The organism is Listeria cossartiae subsp. cayugensis (assembly GCF_014229095.1).
In the GTDB taxonomy this organism is placed as follows: Bacteria; Bacillota; Bacilli; order Lactobacillales; family Listeriaceae; genus Listeria; species Listeria cayugensis.
In genome coordinates, this window is record NZ_JAARZC010000001.1 from 846,829 (window position 1) to 868,741 (window position 21,913).

The window sequence follows — 21,913 nt, forward strand, 5'->3', positions numbered from 1 at the left end:
GTTTGGTTTTTAATAAAGTGGACAAATAAAATATTTTACGGTACAAAGGCGTACTGTTTACTTAGCAAAGAAGCTTTGAGTTGGAAGAGGAAATTTCTCTACTCAAAGCTTCTTTTTTTAGTTTTAAAAAATTAGGAGGTAATCTCATGCAAAAAGTTAGTTTTAAAACAGACCTATACATTGGCCAAGGAGCAACAGATCGTTTACTCGATTTTAAAGACAAACAAATCTTTATCGTAACAGATCCATTTATGGTTAGTTCCGGAATGATTAATGCGATTACAGAAAAAATTGATCCATCGAATACATATACGATTTTCAGCGAAATTATTCCAGATCCACCGATTGAAAACGTCGTAGCAGGAATCGAAGTTCTAAATGAATGTGATGCAAACTTGATGATCGCTATCGGTGGTGGTTCTGCGATTGATGCGGCGAAAGCAATGAAATTCTTCGGTCAAAAACTTGGTACGGTACGCGCGATGCCTTTCATCGTTATCCCAACAACAAGTGGAACTGGCTCGGAAGTAACTAGCTTCTCCGTTATTACAAATAAAGAAAAAGCGATTAAATATCCACTTATTACAGATGCCATTTTGCCTGATGAAGCGATTTTAGATGCGGACTTAGTAAAATCTGTACCACCAGCAATTACAGCGGACACTGGTATGGACGTGTTAACGCATGCGCTTGAAGCATACGTATCCACGAAAGCCAACGATTACTCAGATGCAATGGCGGAAAAAGTAATTCAATTAGTGTTCACCTACTTAGAACGCGCGTATAAAGACGGTAATGACCTGGAAGCTCGCGAAAAAATGCATAATGCGTCTTGTCTAGCAGGAATGGCATTTAACATTACATCACTTGGCTTAAATCACGGTATCGCTCATACAGCTGGAGCTAAATTTAAAATTCCACATGGTCGTATGAATACATTACTTTTACCACACGTAATTAGTTATAACGCTGGAATTACTAGTGATTTCGGTAACAATCCAGATAACCGTGCAGCGGAACGTTACACAGCAATTGCGAAATTACTAAAAATGCCAGCATCCAATACGCGACTTGGAGTACGTAGCTTAATCAACGCGATTAAACAACTTCAAAAGAAACTCAACATGCCTACTACACTATCAGAATGTGGTGTTAGCCGCACAGATTTAAATGAAAATATCGCTCAAATCGCAGAAGGCGCGCTAAACGACGGATGTACTGCAACAAATCCTAGAACACCGACTGAAACGGATGTTAGTGCTATTCTCGAGAAAATGCTGGCATAAAAGTTATTTATTTCACAACTGGAATCAAATAACCTATTGACATCGTTTTCATGCTACTTTATAATAGAACCGAGCACAAAGACGTGTGGAATTATAAATATAGCAGAGCAACGGGGCTCCCTCAAAAATATTGCACAATATTTTTAAGGGGCTCTTTCTATTTTCTTGGAGGAATTTTTCTCTAGCTCTTTAACTCTTTCGCTCAAGTAAATGCTTCTATAGAATGATTTTGTCCTTTATTGTGACGAATCAATCAATAGCAGAAGAAGAGGACGTGACAGAAATGAATGGAAGAATTGTAATAGCCGATGATGAACCTATTACAAGAATGGATATCCGAGACATCTTGGAAGAAGCGAACTACAATGTTGTAGGGGAAGCGACAGATGGTTTTGAAGCAATTGAGCTTTGTAAAACACATCAACCAGATCTTGTTATTATGGACATTCAAATGCCACTCTTAGACGGCTTAAAAGCAGGGAAACGAATTATTTCAGATGGCCTTGCTGGCGGAATTATTTTACTTACTGCATTTAGTGATCAAAAAAACACCGAGAAAGCAAAAGGATTCGGAGCATTAGGTTATTTAGTCAAGCCACTTGATGAAAAAAGTTTGATCCCAACGGTTGAAATGAGTATTGCCAAAGGGCGAGAAACAAGGAAATTAGAACAACAATTAGAAAAGCTCACCAAAAAATTAGAAGAACGTAAAGTGATTGAAAAAGCAAAAGGTGTGCTTATGATTGAGAACGACATCACAGAAGAAGAAGCCTACAACATGATTCGTAACCTGAGTATGGACAAACGCTGTCCAATGATGGAAATCGCAGAAACGATCGTGATGAGCGATGACTAAAACGATTCGAGAAATGTGTTTACGCTATACCGATTTGTCTGAAAATGATATTGATGAATTGATTCATACAGCCAAATCATTGCGCGTGTCTTCGATGTATCAAGATGTCGATGTATTTATCGATGTGTATAACAAACTTACTAGTGAAGCCCTTGTTATCCACCATACACCACCAAAAACAACCAATTCACTTTACAAAAATAAAGTAGTCGGAGAAACAGCCCTTCGCACAAACGAGCCAGGTGTACTTAGAACACTGGAAACGGGTATGAATTCCAATGACTTACTTGCAAAAACACAAGAAAACGTATTAATTCGCCAAAAAGTCTATCCAATTCGCAACAAGCAGCGAGTCATTGCCGTACTTATTCTAGAAAACGATATCAGTGCCGAAATTAAAGCACATTTTGAAATCGACAATGAAGAAACGGCGTATCGAGATGTCTCCACCACGCTTTCCGCGATGAGCAAGCTAAGTGATTCTATTACCGATCAGCTAGATGACGCGATTTTAATTTTTGACCGTAAAGGTATTTTACAACAAAAAAATTGCGCGGCAGACCAGTATTACGAACGACTTGGTTATATGGAAGATATCCAAGGCATGCATTATGATAATTTATCACTCGACCAGGTGATGTTTGACGCAATTATGTATCAAATCGAAACTGGGAAACAGCCCATTCAACTAAAAAAAGAAGTGGTTATTGCCGGGAATTACTTTATTATGAAGCAGATTTTCGTGAAAGAAGAGGACGAGCAGGAATGCCGTTTTATTCTTATCTTGCATGACATTACAGATATTAAGGTGAAAGAAGCAGAAATCGTTTCTAAATCAGTCGCGATTCGTGAAATTCATCACCGTGTCAAAAATAATTTGCAGTCTGTCGTTTCCTTACTACGAATTCAAGGCCGACGTTCGACAAGTGTTGAGGCACAGAAAATCCTTAATGAAAGTGTTAGCCGAATCCTTGCTATTGCAGCAACCCATGAGCTTTTATCGAAGCAAATGGAAGATGGCATTAATCTTTACATGGTTATCGAAGCAGTTGCCTACAATATTGAAAGATGTTGTACAGATTGCCCGAAAGTAGCTGTTAGAATGGATATCGACAAACGAATTTATTTGGATAGCGACCGTACTGTGGCGCTGGCGCTCGTTATAAATGAGCTACTGCAAAACTCGTATGACCATGCATTCCATCCAAATGAATCGGGCGAAATTTTACTACAAATAAAAGAAGATAAGAATTTAATCCACGCAGAAGTAACCGATAATGGCCATGGTTTCAACGTTCGCAAAGTGTCCGAAAAAAGCCTAGGACTTTCCATTGTCAAAAGTTACATTAAAGATAAACTGCGAGGCAAAGTAACGATTGAATCGAATGAACATGGAACAAAAACAATGTTTGATTTTAAATACAATTCTATCCATGCTACAAAGAAGTAGCTATGAAAAAGCGATGAAGCTTAAAGCCAAGTAACGATACTGTTATTTGTCTTTAAGCTTTTTCTTTTTGCTAGAAAGGAGTGAGGGGTTTGGCGGAAACAATTTTAAGTGTAGGGATTGACCTTGGAACGTCGACAACACAACTCATTTTATCCGAGTTAGAAATTCAAAATATGGCATCGAGCTTCACCGTACCGCGCATTGTTATTTCAGATAAGCGGATCATTTTCAGAAGTGAGATTCTATTTACACCGATTCTTGCTGATAATTTGATTGACGTGGAGGCAATTCGTGATTTTGTAACGAAAGAATATGCTAACGCAGGAATTAAAAAAGAAGAAATTGGCATGGGGGCCGTTATTATCACGGGTGAAACTGCTCGTAAAGATAATGCCAGCAACGTGCTAGAAGCCATGAGTGGTTTCGCCGGAGACTTCGTTGTTGCAACAGCTGGTCCGGATTTAGAAAGTATCATTGCCGGAAAAGGAGCAGGTGCGCATACGTATTCCAAAGACAATAACACATCAGTTGTGAATTTGGACATTGGCGGCGGAACAACGAATTTATCGCTATTTGATCGCGGTGAACTCATTGATACAGCTTGCTTAGATATTGGTGGTCGGTTAATTAAAGTAGACCGTGAAACAAGAAAAATCACCTATATTGCTCCAAAAATTCAAGCTTTAATCGAAAAACGTGGTTATCCAATCACGCTTGGTGGAACAACTTCACCAGAAAATTTACAGCCAGTTTTAGGCGAAATGGTCGAATTACTAAAAAACAGTGTTGCTCTCGGGGCGCCAAATGATTTTTATGAAACAATCATTACGAATAAAGGCTTGAAATTTTTAACGGAAATTGATTGTATCTCATTTTCCGGAGGCGTTGCAGATTGTATTTCCACTGGTGCGCTAAGTGATCCATTTAGATATGGCGATATTGGTTTACTGCTAGGAAAGGCTATAGCTGAATCTAGCTTGATGACCGAAAAAAAGTATATCGAATCTGTCGAAACCATACGGGCGACCGTGGTGGGAGCCGGTTCACACACAGCTGAAATTAGCGGTAGCACCATTACTTACACCGAGAAAATTTTCCCAGTAAAAAATATTCCGATTTTGAAACTTGCCAAGCAAGAAGAAGATGAAAACATGGCAGAAGTCATCAAGGAAAAACTTAGCTGGTTCAAAATAGATAATGAAATGGAACGTATTGCGCTTGCAATTGAAGGCGAAAATAGCCCAAGTTTCCAGCAAGTAACAGAGTACGCGAAAGCCATTTGCGAAGGAATGAAAGAACCAATCGCACTTGGTCATCCGCTAATTATCATTACTTGGCACGACATGGCAAAAGCCCTCGGACAAAGCATTTTCGGGCATTTACCAGCCGGCTATCCACTAATTTGCTTGGATAGTGTCAAAGTCGATAATGGTGATTACATTGATATAGGAAAACCAGTTGCTGACGGGAAAGTGCTACCAGTAGTAGTAAAAACCTTAGTCTTTAACTGATCCACATAAATAGCTTTAATTTTGAGAGGAGGATTTATCGAATGATTTTAAAAACGAATTTATTCGGCCATACATACCAGTTCAAATCCATCACTGATGTGTTGGCAAAAGCAAACGAAGAAAAATCAGGCGATCGCTTAGCCGGAGTTGCTGCTGAATCTGCAGAAGAACGTGTAGCTGCTAAAGTGGTGCTTTCTAAAATGACGCTTGGAGATTTACGTAATAATCCGGTTGTCCCATATGAAACAGATGAGGTAACACGTATTATTCAAGACCAAGTAAATGACCGTATCCATGATTCTATCAAAAACTGGACAGTGGAAGAATTACGGGAATGGATTTTAGACCATAAAACAACAGATGCTGACATTAAACGTGTTGCACGCGGCCTAACATCAGAAATTATTGCTGCTGTTACAAAACTAATGTCCAACTTAGATTTAATTTATGGAGCGAAAAAAATCCGTGTTATCGCACATGCGAACACAACAATCGGTCTTCCAGGAACTTTCTCCGCTAGACTACAACCAAACCATCCAACTGATGATCCTGATGGTATCCTTGCTTCACTAATGGAAGGATTAACTTACGGAATTGGGGATGCGGTAATCGGACTTAACCCAGTAGATGATTCTACTGATAGCGTAGTTCGTTTACTTAATAAATTTGAAGAATTCCGCAGTAAATGGGATGTGCCAACACAAACTTGTGTACTTGCACACGTGAAGACTCAAATGGAAGCAATGCGTCGCGGCGCTCCAACTGGTCTTGTATTCCAATCTATCGCAGGTTCTGAAAAAGGAAATACAGCTTTCGGTTTTGACGGAGCAACTATTGAAGAAGCTAGACAATTAGCCCTTCAAAGTGGTGCTGCAACTGGACCAAACGTAATGTACTTTGAAACAGGACAAGGTTCTGAACTTTCTTCTGACGCACATTTCGGCGTAGACCAAGTAACAATGGAAGCTCGTTGTTATGGATTCGCGAAGAAATTTGATCCATTCCTAGTAAATACAGTAGTTGGATTTATCGGACCTGAGTATTTATATGATTCCAAACAAGTAATCCGCGCCGGCCTTGAAGATCACTTCATGGGTAAATTAACTGGTATTTCTATGGGTTGTGACGTATGTTACACAAACCACATGAAAGCCGACCAAAACGACGTAGAAAACTTATCCGTACTTCTAACAGCAGCAGGATGTAACTTTATCATGGGTATTCCTCATGGTGATGACGTTATGCTTAACTACCAAACAACTGGTTACCACGAAACAGCCACTTTACGTGAATTATTTGGCCTAAAACCAATTAAAGAATTTGATCAGTGGATGGAAAAAATGGGATTCAGCGAAAATGGTAAATTAACTAGCCGTGCTGGAGATGCATCTATTTTCCTAAAATAAGGAAGGGAGGAACTAAGCGATGAACGAACAAGAATTAAAACAAATGATTGAAGGCATTTTAACAGAAATGTCCGGTGGTAAAACAACCGATACAGTAGCAGCTGCGCCAACTAAATCTGTAGTTGAAACAGTTGTAACAGAAGGTAGCATCCCGGATATTACTGAAGTAGATATCAAAAAACAATTACTAGTACCAGAACCAGCTGATCGTGAAGGCTATTTGAAAATGAAACAAATGACACCGGCTCGACTTGGTTTATGGCGTGCTGGTCCACGTTACAAAACAGAAACAATTCTTCGTTTCCGTGCGGACCATGCAGTAGCACAAGATTCCGTTTTCTCTTACGTTTCTGAGGATTTAGTAAAAGAAATGAACTTCATCCCAGTAAACACTAAATGTCATGATAAAGATGAATACTTAACTCGCCCAGACTTAGGTCGTGAATTTGACAATGAAATGGTAGAAGTTATTCGTGCTAATACTACGAAAAACGCAAAACTACAAATCGTTGTAGGTGACGGACTTAGTTCTGCAGCAGTTGAAGCTAACATCAAAGACATCTTGCCATCCATTAAACAAGGTTTGAAAATGTATAACTTAGACTTTGATAACATTGTTTTCGTTAAACATTGTCGTGTACCTTCTATGGACCAAATCGGTGAAATCACTGGTGCTGACGTAGTTTGTTTACTTGTAGGTGAACGTCCAGGTCTAGTAACAGCTGAATCCATGAGTGCATACATTGCTTACAAACCAACAATTGGTATGCCAGAAGCTCGTCGTACTGTTATTTCTAACATTCATAGCGGCGGAACTCCACCGGTTGAAGCAGGCGCATATATTGCTGAATTAATTCACAATATGCTTGAGAAAAAATGTTCTGGTATCGATTTAAAATAAGCTAGTTAGAGGAGGAACCTTCATGAAAAATGATAAATTACCTGCATCCGTTTTAAGTGTCAAAGTTGTATCTAACGTAGACAACGGTCTATTTAAACAACTAGACTTAAAACCGCATCAAAGAAGCCTTGGTATTATTACATCTGATTGTGATGATGTAACTTACACAGCGCTTGACGAAGCAACAAAAGCAGCAGAAGTAGACGTTGTTTATGCGAAAAGTATGTATGCTGGTGCTGGAAATGCATCCACTAAGTTCGCTGGTGAAGTTATCGGTATTATTGCCGGACCAAGCCCTGCAGAAGTAAAAAGTGGTCTTGCTGTAGCAGTAGATTTCATCGAAAATGGCGCTAGCTTTGTTAGTGCAAACGAAGATGATAGCGTACCTTACTTCGCACACTGTGTTTCAAGAACTGGTACATTCCTTTCTAAAGAAGCAAATGTTGCAGAAGGTGAAGCGATTGCTTACTTAATCGCCCCTCCACTTGAAGCAATGTATGCTTTAGACGCAGCGCTTAAAGCAGCAGACGTAACAATCGGAGCTTTCTACGGTCCACCGTCCGAAACAAACTTTGGCGGAGCACTTTTAACTGGTAGCCAATCTGCATGTAAAGCAGCTTGTGACGCCTTCAAAATGGCAGTAGAAAATGTGGCTGAAAATCCACTTCAATATTAAGGTGGTGCTAAAAAATGCCAAATGAAGCACTAGGTTTAATTGAAGTCACTGGTTTTCTTGGTGCCGTTGTTGCAGCTGATACATGTTTAAAAGCAGCTAATGTTGAGCTAATTCAATGCGAAGTCATTAGCGGCGGATTAACAACAGTTGAATTAACTGGTGATGTAGGTGCAGTAAATGCAGCTATTGAAGCAGGGAAAGCAGCAACAGAAGACTTAGGTTGTTTAGTATCAAGCCATGTTATTGCACGAATGAGCGAAGATACAAAAGCACTTTTTGTTCCTCAAGAAGAAGTTAAACCACAACCCAAAGAAGTCAAACAAGAAGAACCAAAAGAAGAAATTCAAAAAGTCGTAGAAGTGAAAACAAACACCAAGAGTGCAGAAAAAGAACTTCGCGCAATGAAAGTTATTGATCTAAGGAAACTTGCTTACACATTAGATAATGTGCCTATTCCAAAGAGCAAGATTAAATATGCGAACAAGGATAAACTTGTTCACGCACTAAAAGACATTTATGGAAGGAGTGAAAACTAGTGGCACTAGAAGATAAAGATTTACGCTCAATCCAAGAAGTTCGAAATCTTATTGCAACAGCAGACAAAGCACAAAAAGAACTTGCTGCAATGAGCCAACAACAAATTGATACAATTGTAAAAGCAATAGCGGATGCTGGTTATGATGCTCGCGAAAAACTCGCAAAAATGGCACATGAAGAAACTGGCTTTGGAATCTGGCAAGACAAAGTAATTAAAAACGTCTTTGCCTCGAAACACGTCTACAATTACATCAAAGATATGAAAACCATTGGTATGTTAAAAGAAGATAACGAAAATCAAGTAATGGAGGTTGCTGTTCCACTAGGCGTTGTTGCAGGATTAATCCCGTCAACAAACCCTACATCCACAGTAATTTACAAAACACTTATTTCCATCAAAGCCGGAAATAGTATCGTATTTTCTCCACATCCAAACGCACTAAAAGCAATTCTTGAAACCGTAAGAATTATTAGTGAAGCAGCAGAAAAAGCTGGTTGTCCGAAAGGCGCTATCAGCTGTATGACTGTTCCAACCATTCAAGGAACAGATCAACTAATGAAGCATAAAGATACAGCAGTTATCCTTGCAACAGGTGGTTCTGCAATGGTAAAAGCCGCTTATTCATCCGGTACTCCAGCAATTGGAGTAGGCCCAGGTAATGGCCCAGCATTTATCGAACGCAGTGCTAACATTCCTCGCGCAGTAAAACATATTCTTGATTCTAAAACATTCGATAACGGAACAATTTGCGCATCTGAGCAATCTGTCGTAGTAGAACGTGTGAACAAAGAAGCTGTTATTGCTGAATTTAGAAAACAAGGAGCTCACTTCTTGTCCGATGCAGAAGCTGTTCAACTTGGTAAATTCATCTTACGTCCAAATGGTTCGATGAATCCAGCAATCGTAGGTAAAAGCGTGCAACATATCGCTAACCTTGCTGGCCTAACAGTTCCAGCTGACGCAAGAGTACTTATCGCTGAAGAAACAAAAGTTGGCGCTAAAATCCCTTATTCAAGAGAAAAATTAGCTCCAATCTTGGCTTTCTATACAGCCGAAACTTGGCAAGAAGCTTGCGAACTTAGCATGGATATCCTTTATCATGAAGGAGCTGGACATACTTTAATCATCCACTCAGAAGATAAAGCAATTATCCGTGAATTCGCACTGAAAAAACCAGTTTCCCGTCTCTTAGTTAATACACCAGGAGCACTTGGCGGAATTGGCGCAACAACAAATCTTGTACCTGCTTTAACACTTGGTTGTGGGGCAGTTGGAGGAAGTTCATCATCTGATAATATCGGACCTGAAAATCTTTTCAACATTCGCCGCATTGCTACAGGCGTTTTAGAGTTAGAAGATATTCGTAAAGAAGAAAACCAAGCAACATCTGAACTTCCGGTTGATGCAGACGCACTGATCCAAAGTTTAGTAGAAAAAGTTTTAGCAGAATTAAAATAAAAAATAAAACACTAATTGGAGGAATTTTAAAATGGCAAACGCAAACGCATTAGGTATGATCGAAACAAAAGGTTTAGTAGGAGCAGTAGAAGCAGCAGACGCAATGGTGAAAGCAGCTAACGTAACACTTATGGGTAAAGAACAAGTTGGTGGCGGTCTAGTAACAGTTATGGTTCGCGGCGATGTTGGCGCAGTTAAAGCAGCAACAGATGCAGGCGCAGCAGCAGCAGAACGCGTTGGTGAATTACTATCTGTACACGTAATCCCACGTCCACACAGCGAAGTAGACGCAATTCTACCAAAAAGCGCTGAATAAGATAATTTTTTAACATAAATCAGGAAAAAGCGTGAGCGTAAGGCAAAAGAGTTCCATCAGACTCGGAAATTGCCCGAAACTTTCGCTTTTTACCAGATTTGAGCAAGATAAAGCTTCCCAACATTACTAACACCAATTGTAAATGGGACAAAAGGATGTGGTTCTTTGGCTATTTTGACAGAAGATGAGTTACGAAAAGCCTATTTACACACCGATTTAAAAACAACGAAAAAACTCGATATAAAAAAAGGCACAATTATCACCCCTTCAGCTAAGAGTTTCTTGTCTGAAAAGAAAATTGACCTTCATTATATTGATGAAATTGCAGAAACAAAAGTAGTAGTGGAACCAGTGAAAAAAGAAACTACACGAGCAAAATTCCAAACGATTTATGGTGGAGCATTAGATGAGAAGCCAGAACATATGACGCATTTGCGTGGTAATCTGCTTGTATTTAAAGACCATCCACAAATTGCTTTCCGCGGAAAATTAGATACACTGGAAGCTGAAATTCTGGAAACCCAATGTTCCGTTGCAGCTGAATTTAAAGATCTTGCGGAAGATTTACAAGAAATCCTCACCTTTGTAAGAAATATTGTACGAGCGGAAGTTTTAAACGAGCAAATCGAATCAGTGAATTTGCTTGGAATGGATGAAAAAGAGCTGCGGGAACGTAGTCATAATCCGAAAAAATATTACCAAATGACACACTTTATGCCTGATTATACGATGGGGAATGCTGTCATTCGTTTAAACAAAATAAGAACGATGGTCCGTGAAACAGAATTAGCTGCCTTCTTAGCTTTTAAGGAAGCAGATTATTCCATTAAACGACCAGACATTATTCAAGCGCTTAACCGATTATCGAGTTTATTCTGGATACTGATGTTCCGCGTAAGAACTAATGAATATAAAAAGTAAGGAGGCTTATTCATGAATAATGAGTTAATAACAAGCCTTATTGAAGAAGTCACTCGCCGCGCATTACTTGAAACTGGCGTAGAAGTAGAAGCATCTGGCCGTCATGTCCATTTAGATCGTGAAACAGTCGATGCACTATTTGGTCCTGGGTATGAACTTACTCATTTCCGTGACCTATCTCAACCGGGTCAATATGTTTGTAAAGAAAGAATTAGTATTGTTGGGCCAAAAAGCGTTATTCATAACGTCGTAATTCTTGGACCAATCCGTAAGAAAACACAAGTAGAAATCAGTTCCACAGATGGTACGGCGCTTGGAATTAAAGCACCAGTTCGCGAAAGTGGAGACATAGCTGGAACACCAGGAATTTTACTTTTATCCGCAAAAAACAGCGTTCAATTGTCTGAAGGACTTATTGTTGCAAAACGCCATATTCATATGACGCCTGCTGATGCAGAAAAACAACAAGTAACGCAAAGTGAAATTGTACAAGTGAAAATTAATGGTGACAGACCGCTAATTTTTGACGATGTTGTTGTTCGGATTAGCCCTGATTTCGCTACATATATGCACATTGATTATGACGAAGCCAACGCATGTGGTTTTAAAAAGGGAATTCGAGGTCAAATAATCAAGAAAACAAAGGCTAAATGAGTATGGAACTAGAAGCACTCATAAAAGCCGTCACTGAGGAAGTCATGAAACGATTACAACTTCCAGAGAAAAAAATGATAATCATGGGTCAAGATGCAGAACACACTCTCAGACAGTGTTATCTAAAAGAATATCAAGTTTCGCTTTATGATCGTTCTGAACGCGCTTGTGACATTTTATTACTGGAAGAATTGGACATCGCTGAATTAGCTCGAATCAGTTTGTTTGCACCGATGAACAAAAAAGAACAATTTATTACGAATCATCTTTTAGCAGGACGGCCTACTTGGATTATGAAGAGTGGCATCAAAGCACATGCTTACAAACGTTCCGCTAAATATGGTATCAGACAACTTTTTCAAGAATATGAGGAGAAACTGAGCCGATTTGGTGTCGAATTTATCGATAGTCCGGTAAAAGACACGAAAGAAAGCAAAGTTATCACCGAACAGGATGTTGAAAAACTGACTAAGAACAAAAGCGAATTCATTTTGCCTAAAGGAAGTTTCTTAACACCACTTGCAAAAGATTATTTACAGGAAAACCGAATAAGCATTAAAGAAAGTTAGGAAGGAAGAGCGTCATGCAAATTGGAAAAGTTACCGGGAGTTTATGGGCAACAAGAAAAGACGAAAAACTGAATGGTTTAAAACTACTTTTAGTAGAGATTTGTACCGATGAAACGGAAGATGTAAGACATTCCATAGTGGCAGCTGATAATGCCGGAGCAGGAAACGGCGATCTTGTGCTCGTTACAACTGGTAGCGCAGCACGAGCATCTACAGGGGACAATACTATACCAGTGGACGCTTGTATCGTCGGCATTATCGACTCGGTAGAACGTTATGGCTGAACAGTCCTTAGGTATTCTTGAACTCAGGAGTATAAGTAAAGGTTACGAAATGGCCGATGTTTTCTTGAAAGCAGGCAATGTAACTTTATTTACTTTTCGTCCGACATGTCCTGGTAAATTTTTGATTATTTTGCAAGGTGCTTCCGGTGAACTTACTAGTGCGATGCAAGATGCGAAAGAAGAAGCTGGAAAATTTCATGTTTCTTCTTATATTTTGCATATGGCGCACGAAGAATTACTTGCTTTTCTAAACAATAAACACCCTAAAGTGGAAGTTGACGCAGTAGGAATTATCGAAATCAGTCAACTTGGTGCTGGGCTAAACGCGGTCAATGAGGCACTGAAAAAATCAGCCATTCATTTAAAACGAATGACGCTCGGTGCTTCGATTGGTGGGAAATTTGTCGCTGTTTTTACAGGGGAAGTTAGTGCTATTCAAGAAGGGATGCGGATTCTAATCGAAACCGCCGAACCAAAAAAGGTGATACATCATACGGTTATTCCTTCTCCTGATGAACTTTTAAAACGCTATCTATAGAATGGAGGAACACTTTTGAGCATTAATGAAATTATTATTTATTTAATGGTTATCTTTATGATTTTAGGAGCTATTGACAAAATTATCGGTAACAAATTTGGCTTAGGTGCACAATTTGAAGAAGGTATTATGGCAATGGGTTCACTAACACTAGCAATGGTCGGGATTATTACGTTAGCACCAGTTTTAGCGAAAATTTTAAGTCCGATTGTTGTACCAATTTACACGGCGCTTGGGGCTGACCCGGCAATGTTTGCAACAACGTTACTTGCGAATGACATGGGTGGTTTTGCGCTAGCTCAAGAACTTGCGCTAACTCCTGATGCTGGTCTTTTTGCGGGAGCAATTTTAGGTTCGATGATGGGACCAACAATCGTTTTCACTATTCCAGTAGCACTTGGAATTATTAAAAAAGAAGATCACAAATATTTAGCGACTGGTGTATTATCCGGTATTATTACTATTCCAATCGGTTGTTTAATTGGTGGACTTGTAGCTGGATTCTCTCCAATCATGATTTTCAAAAACTTAGTACCAATTATTCTTGTAGCTGCTCTAATTATGTTAGGTCTTTGGTTCAAACCAGAAGGCATGATTAAAGGCTTCACTATTTTCGGTAAAGGTGTAGTAATTGTTGCTACTATCGGACTTGTTGCTGGAGCTGTTCAACAATTAACTGGTTTAACTATTATTCCAGGAATTGCACCAATCGGCGAAGGTATTGAAATCGTTGGTGGTATTGCACTAGTTCTTGCAGGCGCTTTCTGTTTAGTATTCGTTATTACGAAACTTTTCAACAAGCCTCTGATGAAAATGGGTAAATTACTTGGTATGAATGAAGTTGCGGCAGCTGGTATGGTTGCTACACTTGCAAACAGTATCCCAATGTTACAAATGCTAAAAGATATGGATGAGCGTGGTAAAATTATTAACGTTGCTTTCGCAGTATCTGCGGCCTTTGTTTTAGGTGATCATCTAGGCTTTACAGCTGGTGTTGCTAAAGATATGATCTTCCCAATGATCGTCGGGAAATTAGTCGGAGGGGTAACTGCTGTTGGTGTTGGTATCTACATGGCTAACCGAATGATGAAAAAAAATAAAACAAAAGAACAAACGGCGGTGAAAGATAATGGCTGATATTAGTAAAGAGTTAATCGAACAACTAGTAAAACAAGTTATCATTGAAAAAATGGGCCAAAGTTCCAAACACGTTGATCCAAGTGGTATTTTATCGATCAAACTTCCTGTTGTGAAAGTTTCAGAAGAAGATCGTTTAGATACAGGTAACCCGAGCGATGTTGTTTATACAAAAGACTTAGTAACACTAGAAGAAAGTAAACGTCTAGGTTTCGGTCTAATGGAAATGAAAGATACAACATTCGATTGGTTCTTGGATTATGATGAAGTAGATTACGTTATCGAAGGCAGATTAGATGTTGTCATTGATGGCAGAACTGTTTCAGCAGGACCAGGAGAAATTATTTTCATTCCTAAAGGTAGCCAAATCAAGTTTTCCGTAACTGGTGAAGCAAGATTTGTTTATGTTACTTATCCGGCTGATTGGCAGTCACAATAAAATAAAAAACGATTTCGGCTTAACGGCTGAAATCGTTTTTTTATTTTAAGGAATCGCGGTATTCTTTCGGCGTCATATCGAATTCTTTTTTAAATACTTTGCAAAAATAGCTGGCTCTTGAGAAACCTAAGTTCTTGGCAATTGTATGAACCGCCCAGTCGCTTTTTTCTAGTTGTTCTTTCGCATAGAGCATTTTTTGTTCGTTGACGTAATTGATAAAATTGATATTTAATTCGTTTTTAAATAATTTACTTAAATAAAAGGGGCTTAAATAAACATAATTCGCCACTTCTTCTAAAGTAATCGAGCGATGAATGTTCTTTTTAATGTAGCGAATCGCTTGTTTGATTTCTTTATGCTCGCCGCCAGATTTACTAACAGTAGCTGTTTCTTTTTTCGGTTGTTTTTGTTTTTCGTGCGCAGAGTAATAATCGCTTAACACATCCAGCACTTCGACCGTTTCAAGCGAATGGAGTAGGGCGGAATGATCTGGATTTTTCTTGTTAAAATCTTCATGAATTTGTTGTGTAAATTGATTTTCAACTTGATTAGTCATGAGTGGTTGAATATTGATAACTTTTTCTTTCTCCAAATGCAATTCCTCCTCCTATTCTACTTGCACTAATTATACCATAAAATCGCTTTAAATAACGTTTAATCCTGCATTTTAAATAGAACAATAAATTCTTTTTTATAACAAAATATTGTCATTTTCTTCGTTTCCAAAATAGAAATTGAGAAAAAGTTCACACTGGGGGCTATTTTTGCTAGATAAAACAGAAAAAATCAGATTTGAAAAGCTTGCACTATTTTGTTTTCGGTGCTCTGAGTGACCTTGTACCAGTGGTTTAACAGGGATATAATGAAATGGAAATAACGCTTTCATGAGAGGGTGATCTTTTCAATTGAAGATTCAAAAATTAGTCTTATGTGCGATGTTGATTGCGATGTGTGTAATTGGCGCGAACATAAAATTAATGGGTTCTGTTGCATTTGACGCAGCTCCAGCTTTTATTGGAACTTTGCTGCTTGGTCCGATGTACGGCGCAGTGCTTGGGATTTTCGGTCATTTAACATCAGCATTACTGGCGGGTTTTCCGCTCACACTACCGATTCATTTGATTGTCGCTGGAATGATGGGCGTAACAATGATCGCTTACGGATTTACACGCCAAAAACTGGCAGAAAAAAATCCATTAGTAGCTATTAGTGTATCGAGTGTTGTCGCTTTTGTGTTTAATTGCCCATTATCATTACTCGCACTTTATCCATTAATGCATCAAGCGGTATTTGTTTTATTCCCAGTTCTTGCAGTAGGAACGATTTGCAACATTTTAGTCGCAGAAATCGTTTACCAAGTATTGCCAGAACGCTGGAAAAGACGAATTGCCGGGTACTAAACAACTAAATAGGTGAATATATTAATCCGGGAAAGAGGTGAAAATCCTCTACAGGCCCTAGCTACTGTAATACGGACGAAAGCCAAACATATGTCACTGGAAGTAATTCCGGGAAGACTGGTGAGTAGGATGATGTTAAGTCAGGAGACCGCTTTTATATTCGATATCCAAAAACAACTTCTAAGGGAGCGAGTTGTCTTGATTAAGTAGATTTTCACGATGGGGAAGTTTCTTTGTGCTACAAGGAAATAGCTTATTTGCGTAAATCTCAAAAAGACGCCAAAGTTCTGTTTGGCGTCTTTTTTTATGGCTAAATTTGAAAGGTGAAAAAGATGAACAAAATCTTAATTGCGGCTGCATCAAGTGGGGCTGGCAAAACAACTGTCACACTTGGAATTATGCATGCACTGAAAAAAAGAGGCTTGCGGGTTCAACCGTTTAAAGTTGGACCAGATTATATTGATACCAATTATCACCAAGCGATAACAGGTGTTGCATCGATTAATTTAGATAGTTTTCTGATTGATGACGATGCTATGCTCGCTGCTCTTTTTCAAAAGCACGGGGAAACGGCTGATATTTCGGTGATTGAAGGTGTAATGGGGTTGTTTGATGGGCTTGGGATTGATCGTGATAATGCGAGTACTTCTTTTATCGCCAAATGCACAAAAACGCCAGTGATTTTAGTCGTGGATGGGAAAGCGATTTCGACTTCTGCGGCAGCAATTGTGGATGGTTTTAATCGTTTTGATCCGGAGCTAGAAATTGCAGGAGTGATTATTAACCGCGTCGCTTCAGAAAATCATTTTTCATTGATAAAAGGGGCGATTGAGCGCTATACGGATGTGCCGGTTCTAGGATATTTGCCGAAAAATGCGGCGGTGGCAATTCCGGAACGGCATCTTGGTTTAGTGCCGCAAGAAGAAATGACGGAATTAGAAGCAAAATGGGAGTTGCTTAGCGATTTGATTGCCGAACATGTTGATTTGGAACGGTTGTTGGAAATAAGCAAGGCTAGTGAAGAGTTGGTCAGAGAGTCACTTGATATTGCGCTACCGGACTTTAGTGGACTTCGGGTTGCTTATGCGCTCGATGAAGCATTCCATTTTTATTATCAAGATAATTTGGAACTGATTCGTTCGACAGGAGCAACGCTAATTCCGTTCAGTCCACTGGAAGATATGGAAGTTCCCGAAGCAGATTTTATCTATATTGGTGGAGGTTTTCCGGAGGTGTTTGCGGAGCGGCTTGCGAAGAATGGCACGATGCGCGAATCGATTTTGGCGGCACATGAAAAAGGTATTCCAATTTATGCGGAGTGTGGCGGGCTGATGTATCTTGGTTCAGCACTAGAAATGGACGATACGCAATATGATATGGTCGGCGTTTTTTCTGGAATCAGTAAGATGACGACGCGACTTCGGAAGTTTGGTTATTGTACCGCGACACCTAGTACAGACACGCTGATTGGCAAAAAAGGTTCCGCAATTCGTGGTCATGAATTCCATCATTCTGTTTTTGAAACGACCGAAACGCCTTGTATGAAACTTTCAAAAAAGCGCGATGGCAAAATAGTGAAGGAATGGAACGGTGGTTATCAAAAAGGTAATACGTTTGCGAGTTATTTACATATTCATTTCTATCAAAATCCAGCCATTTTAATTCATATGTTTGGAGCTGTGCGCCGATGACATTACTATTTTATACAGCAGCTTTTATTTTAGATTGCTTGCTAGGTGACCCTTACAGCTGGCCGCATCCTATCAAAGCTATTGGAAATTGGATTCACTTTTTAACAACTGCTTTGCGGAAAATTTTTCATGGTAATGGATTGTATTTTGCGGGCGGATTATTATTTGTTCTCACGGTTGGTTTGACCGGAGTTGTATCATGGTTGCTTCTATACCTCAGTGCGAAAATTGCTTTCTGGCTTTATGCAACTATTTTCATTTACTTAGGCTATACGACACTTGCGATGACTTGCCTTGCGAAAGAGGCGCGGAAAATAGAGAGGACACTGGCGGACGGGGATTTGGCAGCTGCTAGGGTACAAGTTGGAATGATTGTTGGACGTGATACCGATAATTTATCAGCCGAACAAATTAGCAAAGCGACGATTGAAACAGTGGCCGAAAATACGGCAGACGGGGTAATTGCACCACTTTTTTACTTGTTCATTGGTGGACCAGTGCTTGCTTTAATGTATAAGGCAGTCAATACGCTGGATTCGATGGTCGGTTATAAAAATGAAAAATATCGCGCGATTGGTTTTGTTTCCGCGAAAATGGATGATATTGCCAATTTTATTCCAGCAAGACTATCTTGGTTATTCCTCGTTATGGCGAGTTTTATTTTAAGGTTTGATTGGCGCGCGGCTTGGGTGATTGGGCTACGGGACCGGAAAAATCATACGAGTCCCAACTGTGCTTATCCAGAAGGTGCGGTTGCCGGAGCACTTGGTATCACGCTTGGTGGCACGCACGAATACTTTGGTGAAACAGTAGTTAAGCCAACAATCGGCAGTGGCACTAAACCAGTGACACAAACAGAAATTAGCAAAACTATTCATTTGTTATATGCGACGTCCACAATCGCTTTTATCATTTTTACAAGTATATACCTAATACTATTTTAAAGGAGTGGCACAATGAACTACATTAAAAATCCAGCCAAAATTGAAGAGAAAAGCTTTGAAATTATTCAACAAATTATTGATGATATTCGTCCAGACTACACGTTTCAAAACAAACTAGAGGAAGCGATTATCAAGCGGGCAATACATACGACTGCGGATTTTGATTACTTGGATAGCCTTGTATTTCAGCAAGATGTTATCGCAAAAATTATTTATGTTCTCCAAAATAAAGGAACCATTTTTACTGATACTAATATGGCGCTAAGTGGTATTAACAAGCGTCTTTTAGATGAGCTTGGTTGTAAATATCATTGTTATGTGAGCGATCCAGAGACAATGGAAATTGCCAAACAGCACGGAATTACACGTTCGATGGCCGGGATTAAACTTGCTTCACTTAAAGATGGGCCGAAAATTTTTGTTTTAGGAAATGCGCCAACTGCGGTGTATAAAATTATCGAAATGACGGAAAGTGACCAGTTACAAGCGGACGCGGTCGTGGCAGTTCCCGTTGGCTTTGTTGGTGCGGCAGAATGTAAAGAAGAAATTTTGGAAACGGATATCCCTGCAATTGTGGCACGTGGTAGAAAAGGTGGTAGTAACCTTGCTGCAGCCATCATTAATGCAATCTTGATTACGATGTAAAGAAGGCGACGAGCGATGGAAGATTTTATTTATTATAACGGCAAAAAATATCGCAAAGGTTATACGACTGGAACATGTGCGGCAGCCGCGGCTAAAGCTTGTGTCGAAATGATTTTAACACAAGAAGAAGTGAGCGCGGTACAGGTTACGACAACTGGTGGAACGATTCTTGAAATTCCGGTGGCGCATCAACAATTTTCCAAAAATAAAGCTACTGCCGCGGTTCAAAAAGATGGCGGGGACGATATTGATGCGACACACGGAATGTGGATTTTTGTAGATGTGGAATTAACGGATAGCGCAGAAGTTTTGCTGGATGGCGGGGTTGGCATTGGTCGCGCCACACAAAAAGGGATTTCTGTGGCAGTTGGTGAAGCGGCCATTAACCCAGCACCACGGAAAAATATTTTAGCTACTGTGCGTGAATCACTTGGCGAAAATCGTGGTGCAAACATTTTAGTCTATGCTCCAGAAGGCGAAGAGCGCGCCAAACGCACGATGAATAGCAATTTGGGCATCATTGGTGGAATTTCTATTTTGGGCACGACCGGTATTGTTACCCCGATGTCGGATGAAGGCTGGAAAAAATCACTATCGATGGAGCTTGAAATGAAACGTAATCAAGGGCTCGACCAAATTATTCTTGTTCCCGGTAATTACGGAGATGATTTTGTCCAAAATACACTTGGCTTTTCAAGTGAAAATATCGTTTCGATGAGTAATTTTGTTGGCTATATGCTAAAAGAAACGCAGCGCCTTGCTTTCAAAAAAGTGTTGATGGTCGGTCATTTTGGCAAATTAGTGAAAGTTTCTGCGGGGATTTTTACGACTTATAGCAAGGATGCGGATGCGCGGGCAGAAATCTTAGTGGCCAATTTAGCTTTACTTGGCGCGCCGTTATCACTTTTACAAGAAGTAGAGCAGTGCAATACGACAGAAGCGGCAGGCGAATTGATTGAAACAGCTGGTTACACGCAAGTTTATGACGTTATCGCTCAAAAAATCAAAGCAAGATCAGAGCGCTTTTTAAAATTCACGAAACCGAGCGTCGAAATTGATGTCGTGACTTTTTCGACCGAGCGCGGTTTACTTGCTGCAACGAAAGACATCGACGTATTGCGGGAGGAATGGCGATGATTACCGTAGTTGGAATTGGGCCGGGTGATACCAAACTATTAATCCATGAAGCAAAATTGGCGATAAGCGAGGCGGATACGGTTTACGGCTCAACAAGGCAATTGCAAGAAATTGCTGAGTTAACAACTGCAACAGCAATGCTTTTACCAAAAAAACTAGCTGAGTTGAAAAATATCCCTCATCAGAATCAACAGGTAGTGATTTTGGCGTCAGGTGATCCACTGCTTTATGGGATTGGAAACTGGGCGATGGCGAATTTTGCGGAAGATGTTCGGATTATCCCGGGAATTAGCGCGATTCAAATGATGTTTCACCAAATCAAATTACCGATGAATGATTGTTTTATTACGAGCAGCCACGGCAAAACGCCAAATTTTGATTTTCTATTACAACATGAAAAAGTTGCAATGGTGACAGATACAATTATCGGTCCATATGAAATTGCAGCAGAAATTTTAAAACGAAACTTAAATAAAATTATGTTTATTGGTGAAAATTTAAGTGCCAAAGAAGAACGAATTCACAAGTTAAAGCCCGCTGATGTGGCCAAAAAATACGATATGAATGTAGTGGTGATTATAGATGAAGGATGAAGTATTTATTCGCGGCAAAGTACCAATGACGAAAGCAGAAGTCCGAGCGGCGAGCATTGATTTGCTTAGTCTAGATAATACGAGTAAAAAAATACTTGATGTTGGTGCGGGAACAGGGAGTGTTGGCTTGCAAGTTGCTTGTAATTTCCCACAAATCCACGTTACTGCGATTGAGCGAAACCCAGATGCAATCGATTTAATTAAACAAAATAAAGCCAAGTTTAGTTTAGAGAATGTCGATGTCATTGAAGCTTATGCGCCAATCGAATTGCCTGAAAACGAAACTTTCGATGCCATTTTTATAGGCGGAAGTGGTGGCAATTTAACCGATATTATTGATTGGTCGCTCGCACATTTGAATCCTGGTGGCCGTTTAGTCCTTAATTTTATTTTGTTAGAAAACGCCTTAACAGCGATGAACCATTTAGAAAAATTAGCCGTGAGTGAATTAACGATGAAACAAATTCAAGTTTCGAGTTGGCACAAACTTGGGGCGGGGCATTACTTTGAACCACAAAATCCAACCATCATTATTGGCTGTAAAAAACTAGAGGAGTGAAGAA

The 21,913-nt window shown here is 39.6% G+C and carries 25 protein-coding genes and 1 riboswitch; of the genes, 24 read left to right on the forward strand and 1 reads right to left on the reverse strand.

Annotated elements, in window-relative coordinates:
* Positions 1-146 precede the first annotated feature (146 nt).
* The 17 genes from HCB49_RS04345 (at position 147) to HCB49_RS04425 (ending at position 14,940) form a co-directional block, all read left to right on the forward strand.
* Positions 147-1,286: a 1-propanol dehydrogenase PduQ gene (locus HCB49_RS04345; protein ID WP_008947539.1), complete on the forward strand. Its 1,140-nt coding sequence runs from the start codon at positions 147-149 to the stop codon at positions 1,284-1,286.
* A 274-nt stretch (positions 1,287-1,560) separates the two neighbouring features.
* Positions 1,561-2,142 carry an ANTAR domain-containing response regulator gene (locus tag HCB49_RS04350; protein WP_077948660.1) on the forward strand — a complete coding sequence of 194 codons (582 nt, stop codon included), beginning with the start codon at positions 1,561-1,563 and terminating at the stop codon, positions 2,140-2,142.
* Positions 2,135-3,592 (forward strand): GAF domain-containing sensor histidine kinase, encoded by a 1,458-nt coding sequence (locus HCB49_RS04355; protein WP_061394388.1) that lies wholly within the window; start codon positions 2,135-2,137, stop codon positions 3,590-3,592. Before HCB49_RS04350 ends, HCB49_RS04355 begins: the two co-directional genes overlap by 8 nt.
* 89 nt (positions 3,593-3,681) lie before the next feature.
* Positions 3,682-5,103 carry an ethanolamine ammonia-lyase reactivating factor EutA gene (gene eutA, locus HCB49_RS04360; RefSeq protein ID WP_185391158.1) on the forward strand — a complete coding sequence of 474 codons (1,422 nt, stop codon included), beginning with the start codon at positions 3,682-3,684 and terminating at the stop codon, positions 5,101-5,103.
* Positions 5,104-5,144: 41 nt separating this feature from the next.
* Complete coding sequence (locus tag HCB49_RS04365) at positions 5,145-6,509, forward strand: ethanolamine ammonia-lyase subunit EutB (protein WP_003721574.1); 1,365 nt, start codon at positions 5,145-5,147, stop codon at positions 6,507-6,509.
* A gap of 19 nt (positions 6,510-6,528) precedes the next feature.
* The gene (eutC, locus tag HCB49_RS04370) at positions 6,529-7,410 is read left to right on the forward strand and encodes an ethanolamine ammonia-lyase subunit EutC (RefSeq protein ID WP_185604213.1); all 882 of its coding nucleotides are present in this window, start codon (positions 6,529-6,531) and stop codon (positions 7,408-7,410) included.
* Between the two features lie 22 nt (positions 7,411-7,432).
* Positions 7,433-8,086 carry an ethanolamine utilization microcompartment protein EutL gene (gene eutL, locus HCB49_RS04375; protein ID WP_003721576.1) on the forward strand — a complete coding sequence of 218 codons (654 nt, stop codon included), beginning with the start codon at positions 7,433-7,435 and terminating at the stop codon, positions 8,084-8,086.
* A 14-nt stretch (positions 8,087-8,100) separates the two neighbouring features.
* Positions 8,101-8,622 carry a BMC domain-containing protein gene (locus tag HCB49_RS04380; protein ID WP_061668267.1) on the forward strand — a complete coding sequence of 174 codons (522 nt, stop codon included), beginning with the start codon at positions 8,101-8,103 and terminating at the stop codon, positions 8,620-8,622.
* Positions 8,622-10,082 carry an acetaldehyde dehydrogenase (acetylating) gene (locus HCB49_RS04385; RefSeq protein WP_185391161.1) on the forward strand — a complete coding sequence of 487 codons (1,461 nt, stop codon included), beginning with the start codon at positions 8,622-8,624 and terminating at the stop codon, positions 10,080-10,082. The genes HCB49_RS04380 and HCB49_RS04385 overlap by 1 nt, the downstream gene beginning before the upstream one ends.
* Before the next feature lie 31 nt (positions 10,083-10,113).
* The gene (locus tag HCB49_RS04390) at positions 10,114-10,398 is read left to right on the forward strand and encodes a BMC domain-containing protein (RefSeq protein ID WP_003719393.1); all 285 of its coding nucleotides are present in this window, start codon (positions 10,114-10,116) and stop codon (positions 10,396-10,398) included.
* Positions 10,399-10,563: 165 nt separating this feature from the next.
* Positions 10,564-11,319 (forward strand): cobalamin adenosyltransferase family protein, encoded by a 756-nt coding sequence (locus HCB49_RS04395; protein ID WP_039386771.1) that lies wholly within the window; start codon positions 10,564-10,566, stop codon positions 11,317-11,319.
* Between the two features lie 12 nt (positions 11,320-11,331).
* A complete protein-coding gene (gene eutD, locus HCB49_RS04400) occupies positions 11,332-11,973 on the forward strand; it encodes an ethanolamine utilization phosphate acetyltransferase EutD (RefSeq protein ID WP_008947548.1) in 642 nt (213 codons plus the stop codon).
* Positions 11,970-12,542 carry a TIGR02536 family ethanolamine utilization protein gene (locus HCB49_RS04405; RefSeq protein WP_185604214.1) on the forward strand — a complete coding sequence of 191 codons (573 nt, stop codon included), beginning with the start codon at positions 11,970-11,972 and terminating at the stop codon, positions 12,540-12,542. The genes eutD and HCB49_RS04405 overlap by 4 nt, the downstream gene beginning before the upstream one ends.
* A gap of 14 nt (positions 12,543-12,556) precedes the next feature.
* Positions 12,557-12,826 carry a EutN/CcmL family microcompartment protein gene (locus HCB49_RS04410; protein ID WP_003721582.1) on the forward strand — a complete coding sequence of 90 codons (270 nt, stop codon included), beginning with the start codon at positions 12,557-12,559 and terminating at the stop codon, positions 12,824-12,826.
* Positions 12,819-13,364 (forward strand): ethanolamine utilization microcompartment shell protein, encoded by a 546-nt coding sequence (locus tag HCB49_RS04415; RefSeq protein ID WP_003721583.1) that lies wholly within the window; start codon positions 12,819-12,821, stop codon positions 13,362-13,364. The genes HCB49_RS04410 and HCB49_RS04415 overlap by 8 nt, the downstream gene beginning before the upstream one ends.
* Positions 13,365-13,379: 15 nt before the next feature.
* A complete protein-coding gene (eutH, locus tag HCB49_RS04420) occupies positions 13,380-14,501 on the forward strand; it encodes an ethanolamine utilization protein EutH (protein ID WP_003736358.1) in 1,122 nt (373 codons plus the stop codon).
* Positions 14,494-14,940, forward strand: coding sequence for a EutQ-related cupin domain-containing protein (locus HCB49_RS04425; protein WP_008947550.1), 447 nt, complete (start codon positions 14,494-14,496; stop codon positions 14,938-14,940). The genes eutH and HCB49_RS04425 overlap by 8 nt, the downstream gene beginning before the upstream one ends.
* A gap of 40 nt (positions 14,941-14,980) precedes the next feature.
* On the opposite strand, the gene HCB49_RS04430 is transcribed toward HCB49_RS04425, so the two are convergent.
* Positions 14,981-15,532 carry a helix-turn-helix transcriptional regulator gene (locus tag HCB49_RS04430; RefSeq protein WP_185604215.1) on the reverse strand — a complete coding sequence of 184 codons (552 nt, stop codon included), beginning with the start codon at positions 15,530-15,532 and terminating at the stop codon, positions 14,981-14,983.
* A 313-nt stretch (positions 15,533-15,845) separates the two neighbouring features.
* On the opposite strand from HCB49_RS04430, the gene cblT reads away from it, so the two are divergent.
* From cblT to HCB49_RS04465, 7 genes are all read left to right on the forward strand, one after another.
* Complete coding sequence (cblT, locus tag HCB49_RS04435) at positions 15,846-16,340, forward strand: alpha-ribazole transporter (RefSeq protein ID WP_008947552.1); 495 nt, start codon at positions 15,846-15,848, stop codon at positions 16,338-16,340.
* A riboswitch (cobalamin riboswitch) is annotated at positions 16,322-16,511 on the forward strand. Its footprint overlaps the gene before it by 19 nt.
* A 161-nt stretch (positions 16,512-16,672) precedes the next feature.
* Positions 16,673-18,031, forward strand: coding sequence for a cobyrinic acid a,c-diamide synthase CobB (locus HCB49_RS04440; RefSeq protein WP_185604216.1), 1,359 nt, complete (start codon positions 16,673-16,675; stop codon positions 18,029-18,031).
* Positions 18,028-18,975: an adenosylcobinamide-phosphate synthase CbiB gene (gene cbiB, locus HCB49_RS04445; RefSeq protein ID WP_185604217.1), complete on the forward strand. Its 948-nt coding sequence runs from the start codon at positions 18,028-18,030 to the stop codon at positions 18,973-18,975. Before HCB49_RS04440 ends, cbiB begins: the two co-directional genes overlap by 4 nt.
* Before the next feature lie 12 nt (positions 18,976-18,987).
* On the forward strand, positions 18,988-19,620 hold the full coding sequence (locus tag HCB49_RS04450) for a cobalt-precorrin-8 methylmutase (protein WP_185604218.1): 633 nt from the start codon (positions 18,988-18,990) through the stop codon (positions 19,618-19,620).
* Between the two features lie 15 nt (positions 19,621-19,635).
* The gene (cbiD, locus tag HCB49_RS04455) at positions 19,636-20,757 is read left to right on the forward strand and encodes a cobalt-precorrin-5B (C(1))-methyltransferase CbiD (RefSeq protein ID WP_185604219.1); all 1,122 of its coding nucleotides are present in this window, start codon (positions 19,636-19,638) and stop codon (positions 20,755-20,757) included.
* The gene (locus HCB49_RS04460; RefSeq protein WP_185604220.1) at positions 20,754-21,350 is read left to right on the forward strand and encodes a cobalt-precorrin-7 (C(5))-methyltransferase; all 597 of its coding nucleotides are present in this window, start codon (positions 20,754-20,756) and stop codon (positions 21,348-21,350) included. Before cbiD ends, HCB49_RS04460 begins: the two co-directional genes overlap by 4 nt.
* On the forward strand, positions 21,340-21,909 hold the full coding sequence (locus tag HCB49_RS04465; RefSeq protein ID WP_185604221.1) for a decarboxylating cobalt-precorrin-6B (C(15))-methyltransferase: 570 nt from the start codon (positions 21,340-21,342) through the stop codon (positions 21,907-21,909). The genes HCB49_RS04460 and HCB49_RS04465 overlap by 11 nt, the downstream gene beginning before the upstream one ends.
* Positions 21,910-21,913 lie beyond the last annotated feature (4 nt).

Bases quoted from the DNA above. Each gene is read 5' to 3' on its own strand.
- HCB49_RS04345 (WP_008947539.1), top strand. From the start codon at position 147: ATGCAAAAAGTTAGTTTTAAAACAGACCTATACATTGGCCAAGGAGCA.
- HCB49_RS04355 (WP_061394388.1), top strand. From the start codon at position 2,135: ATGACTAAAACGATTCGAGAAATGTGTTTACGCTATACCGATTTGTCT.
- HCB49_RS04365 (WP_003721574.1), top strand. From the start codon at position 5,145: ATGATTTTAAAAACGAATTTATTCGGCCATACATACCAGTTCAAATCC.
- eutC (WP_185604213.1), top strand. From the start codon at position 6,529: ATGAACGAACAAGAATTAAAACAAATGATTGAAGGCATTTTAACAGAA.
- eutL (WP_003721576.1), top strand. From the start codon at position 7,433: ATGAAAAATGATAAATTACCTGCATCCGTTTTAAGTGTCAAAGTTGTA.
- HCB49_RS04380 (WP_061668267.1), top strand. From the start codon at position 8,101: ATGCCAAATGAAGCACTAGGTTTAATTGAAGTCACTGGTTTTCTTGGT.
- HCB49_RS04390 (WP_003719393.1), top strand. From the start codon at position 10,114: ATGGCAAACGCAAACGCATTAGGTATGATCGAAACAAAAGGTTTAGTA.
- eutD (WP_008947548.1), top strand. From the start codon at position 11,332: ATGAATAATGAGTTAATAACAAGCCTTATTGAAGAAGTCACTCGCCGC.
- HCB49_RS04405 (WP_185604214.1), top strand. From the start codon at position 11,970: ATGAGTATGGAACTAGAAGCACTCATAAAAGCCGTCACTGAGGAAGTC.
- HCB49_RS04410 (WP_003721582.1), top strand. From the start codon at position 12,557: ATGCAAATTGGAAAAGTTACCGGGAGTTTATGGGCAACAAGAAAAGAC.
- HCB49_RS04415 (WP_003721583.1), top strand. From the start codon at position 12,819: ATGGCTGAACAGTCCTTAGGTATTCTTGAACTCAGGAGTATAAGTAAA.
- HCB49_RS04425 (WP_008947550.1), top strand. From the start codon at position 14,494: ATGGCTGATATTAGTAAAGAGTTAATCGAACAACTAGTAAAACAAGTT.
- HCB49_RS04440 (WP_185604216.1), top strand. From the start codon at position 16,673: ATGAACAAAATCTTAATTGCGGCTGCATCAAGTGGGGCTGGCAAAACA.
- cbiB (WP_185604217.1), top strand. From the start codon at position 18,028: ATGACATTACTATTTTATACAGCAGCTTTTATTTTAGATTGCTTGCTA.
- HCB49_RS04450 (WP_185604218.1), top strand. From the start codon at position 18,988: ATGAACTACATTAAAAATCCAGCCAAAATTGAAGAGAAAAGCTTTGAA.
- cbiD (WP_185604219.1), top strand. From the start codon at position 19,636: ATGGAAGATTTTATTTATTATAACGGCAAAAAATATCGCAAAGGTTAT.
- HCB49_RS04460 (WP_185604220.1), top strand. From the start codon at position 20,754: ATGATTACCGTAGTTGGAATTGGGCCGGGTGATACCAAACTATTAATC.
- HCB49_RS04465 (WP_185604221.1), top strand. From the start codon at position 21,340: ATGAAGGATGAAGTATTTATTCGCGGCAAAGTACCAATGACGAAAGCA.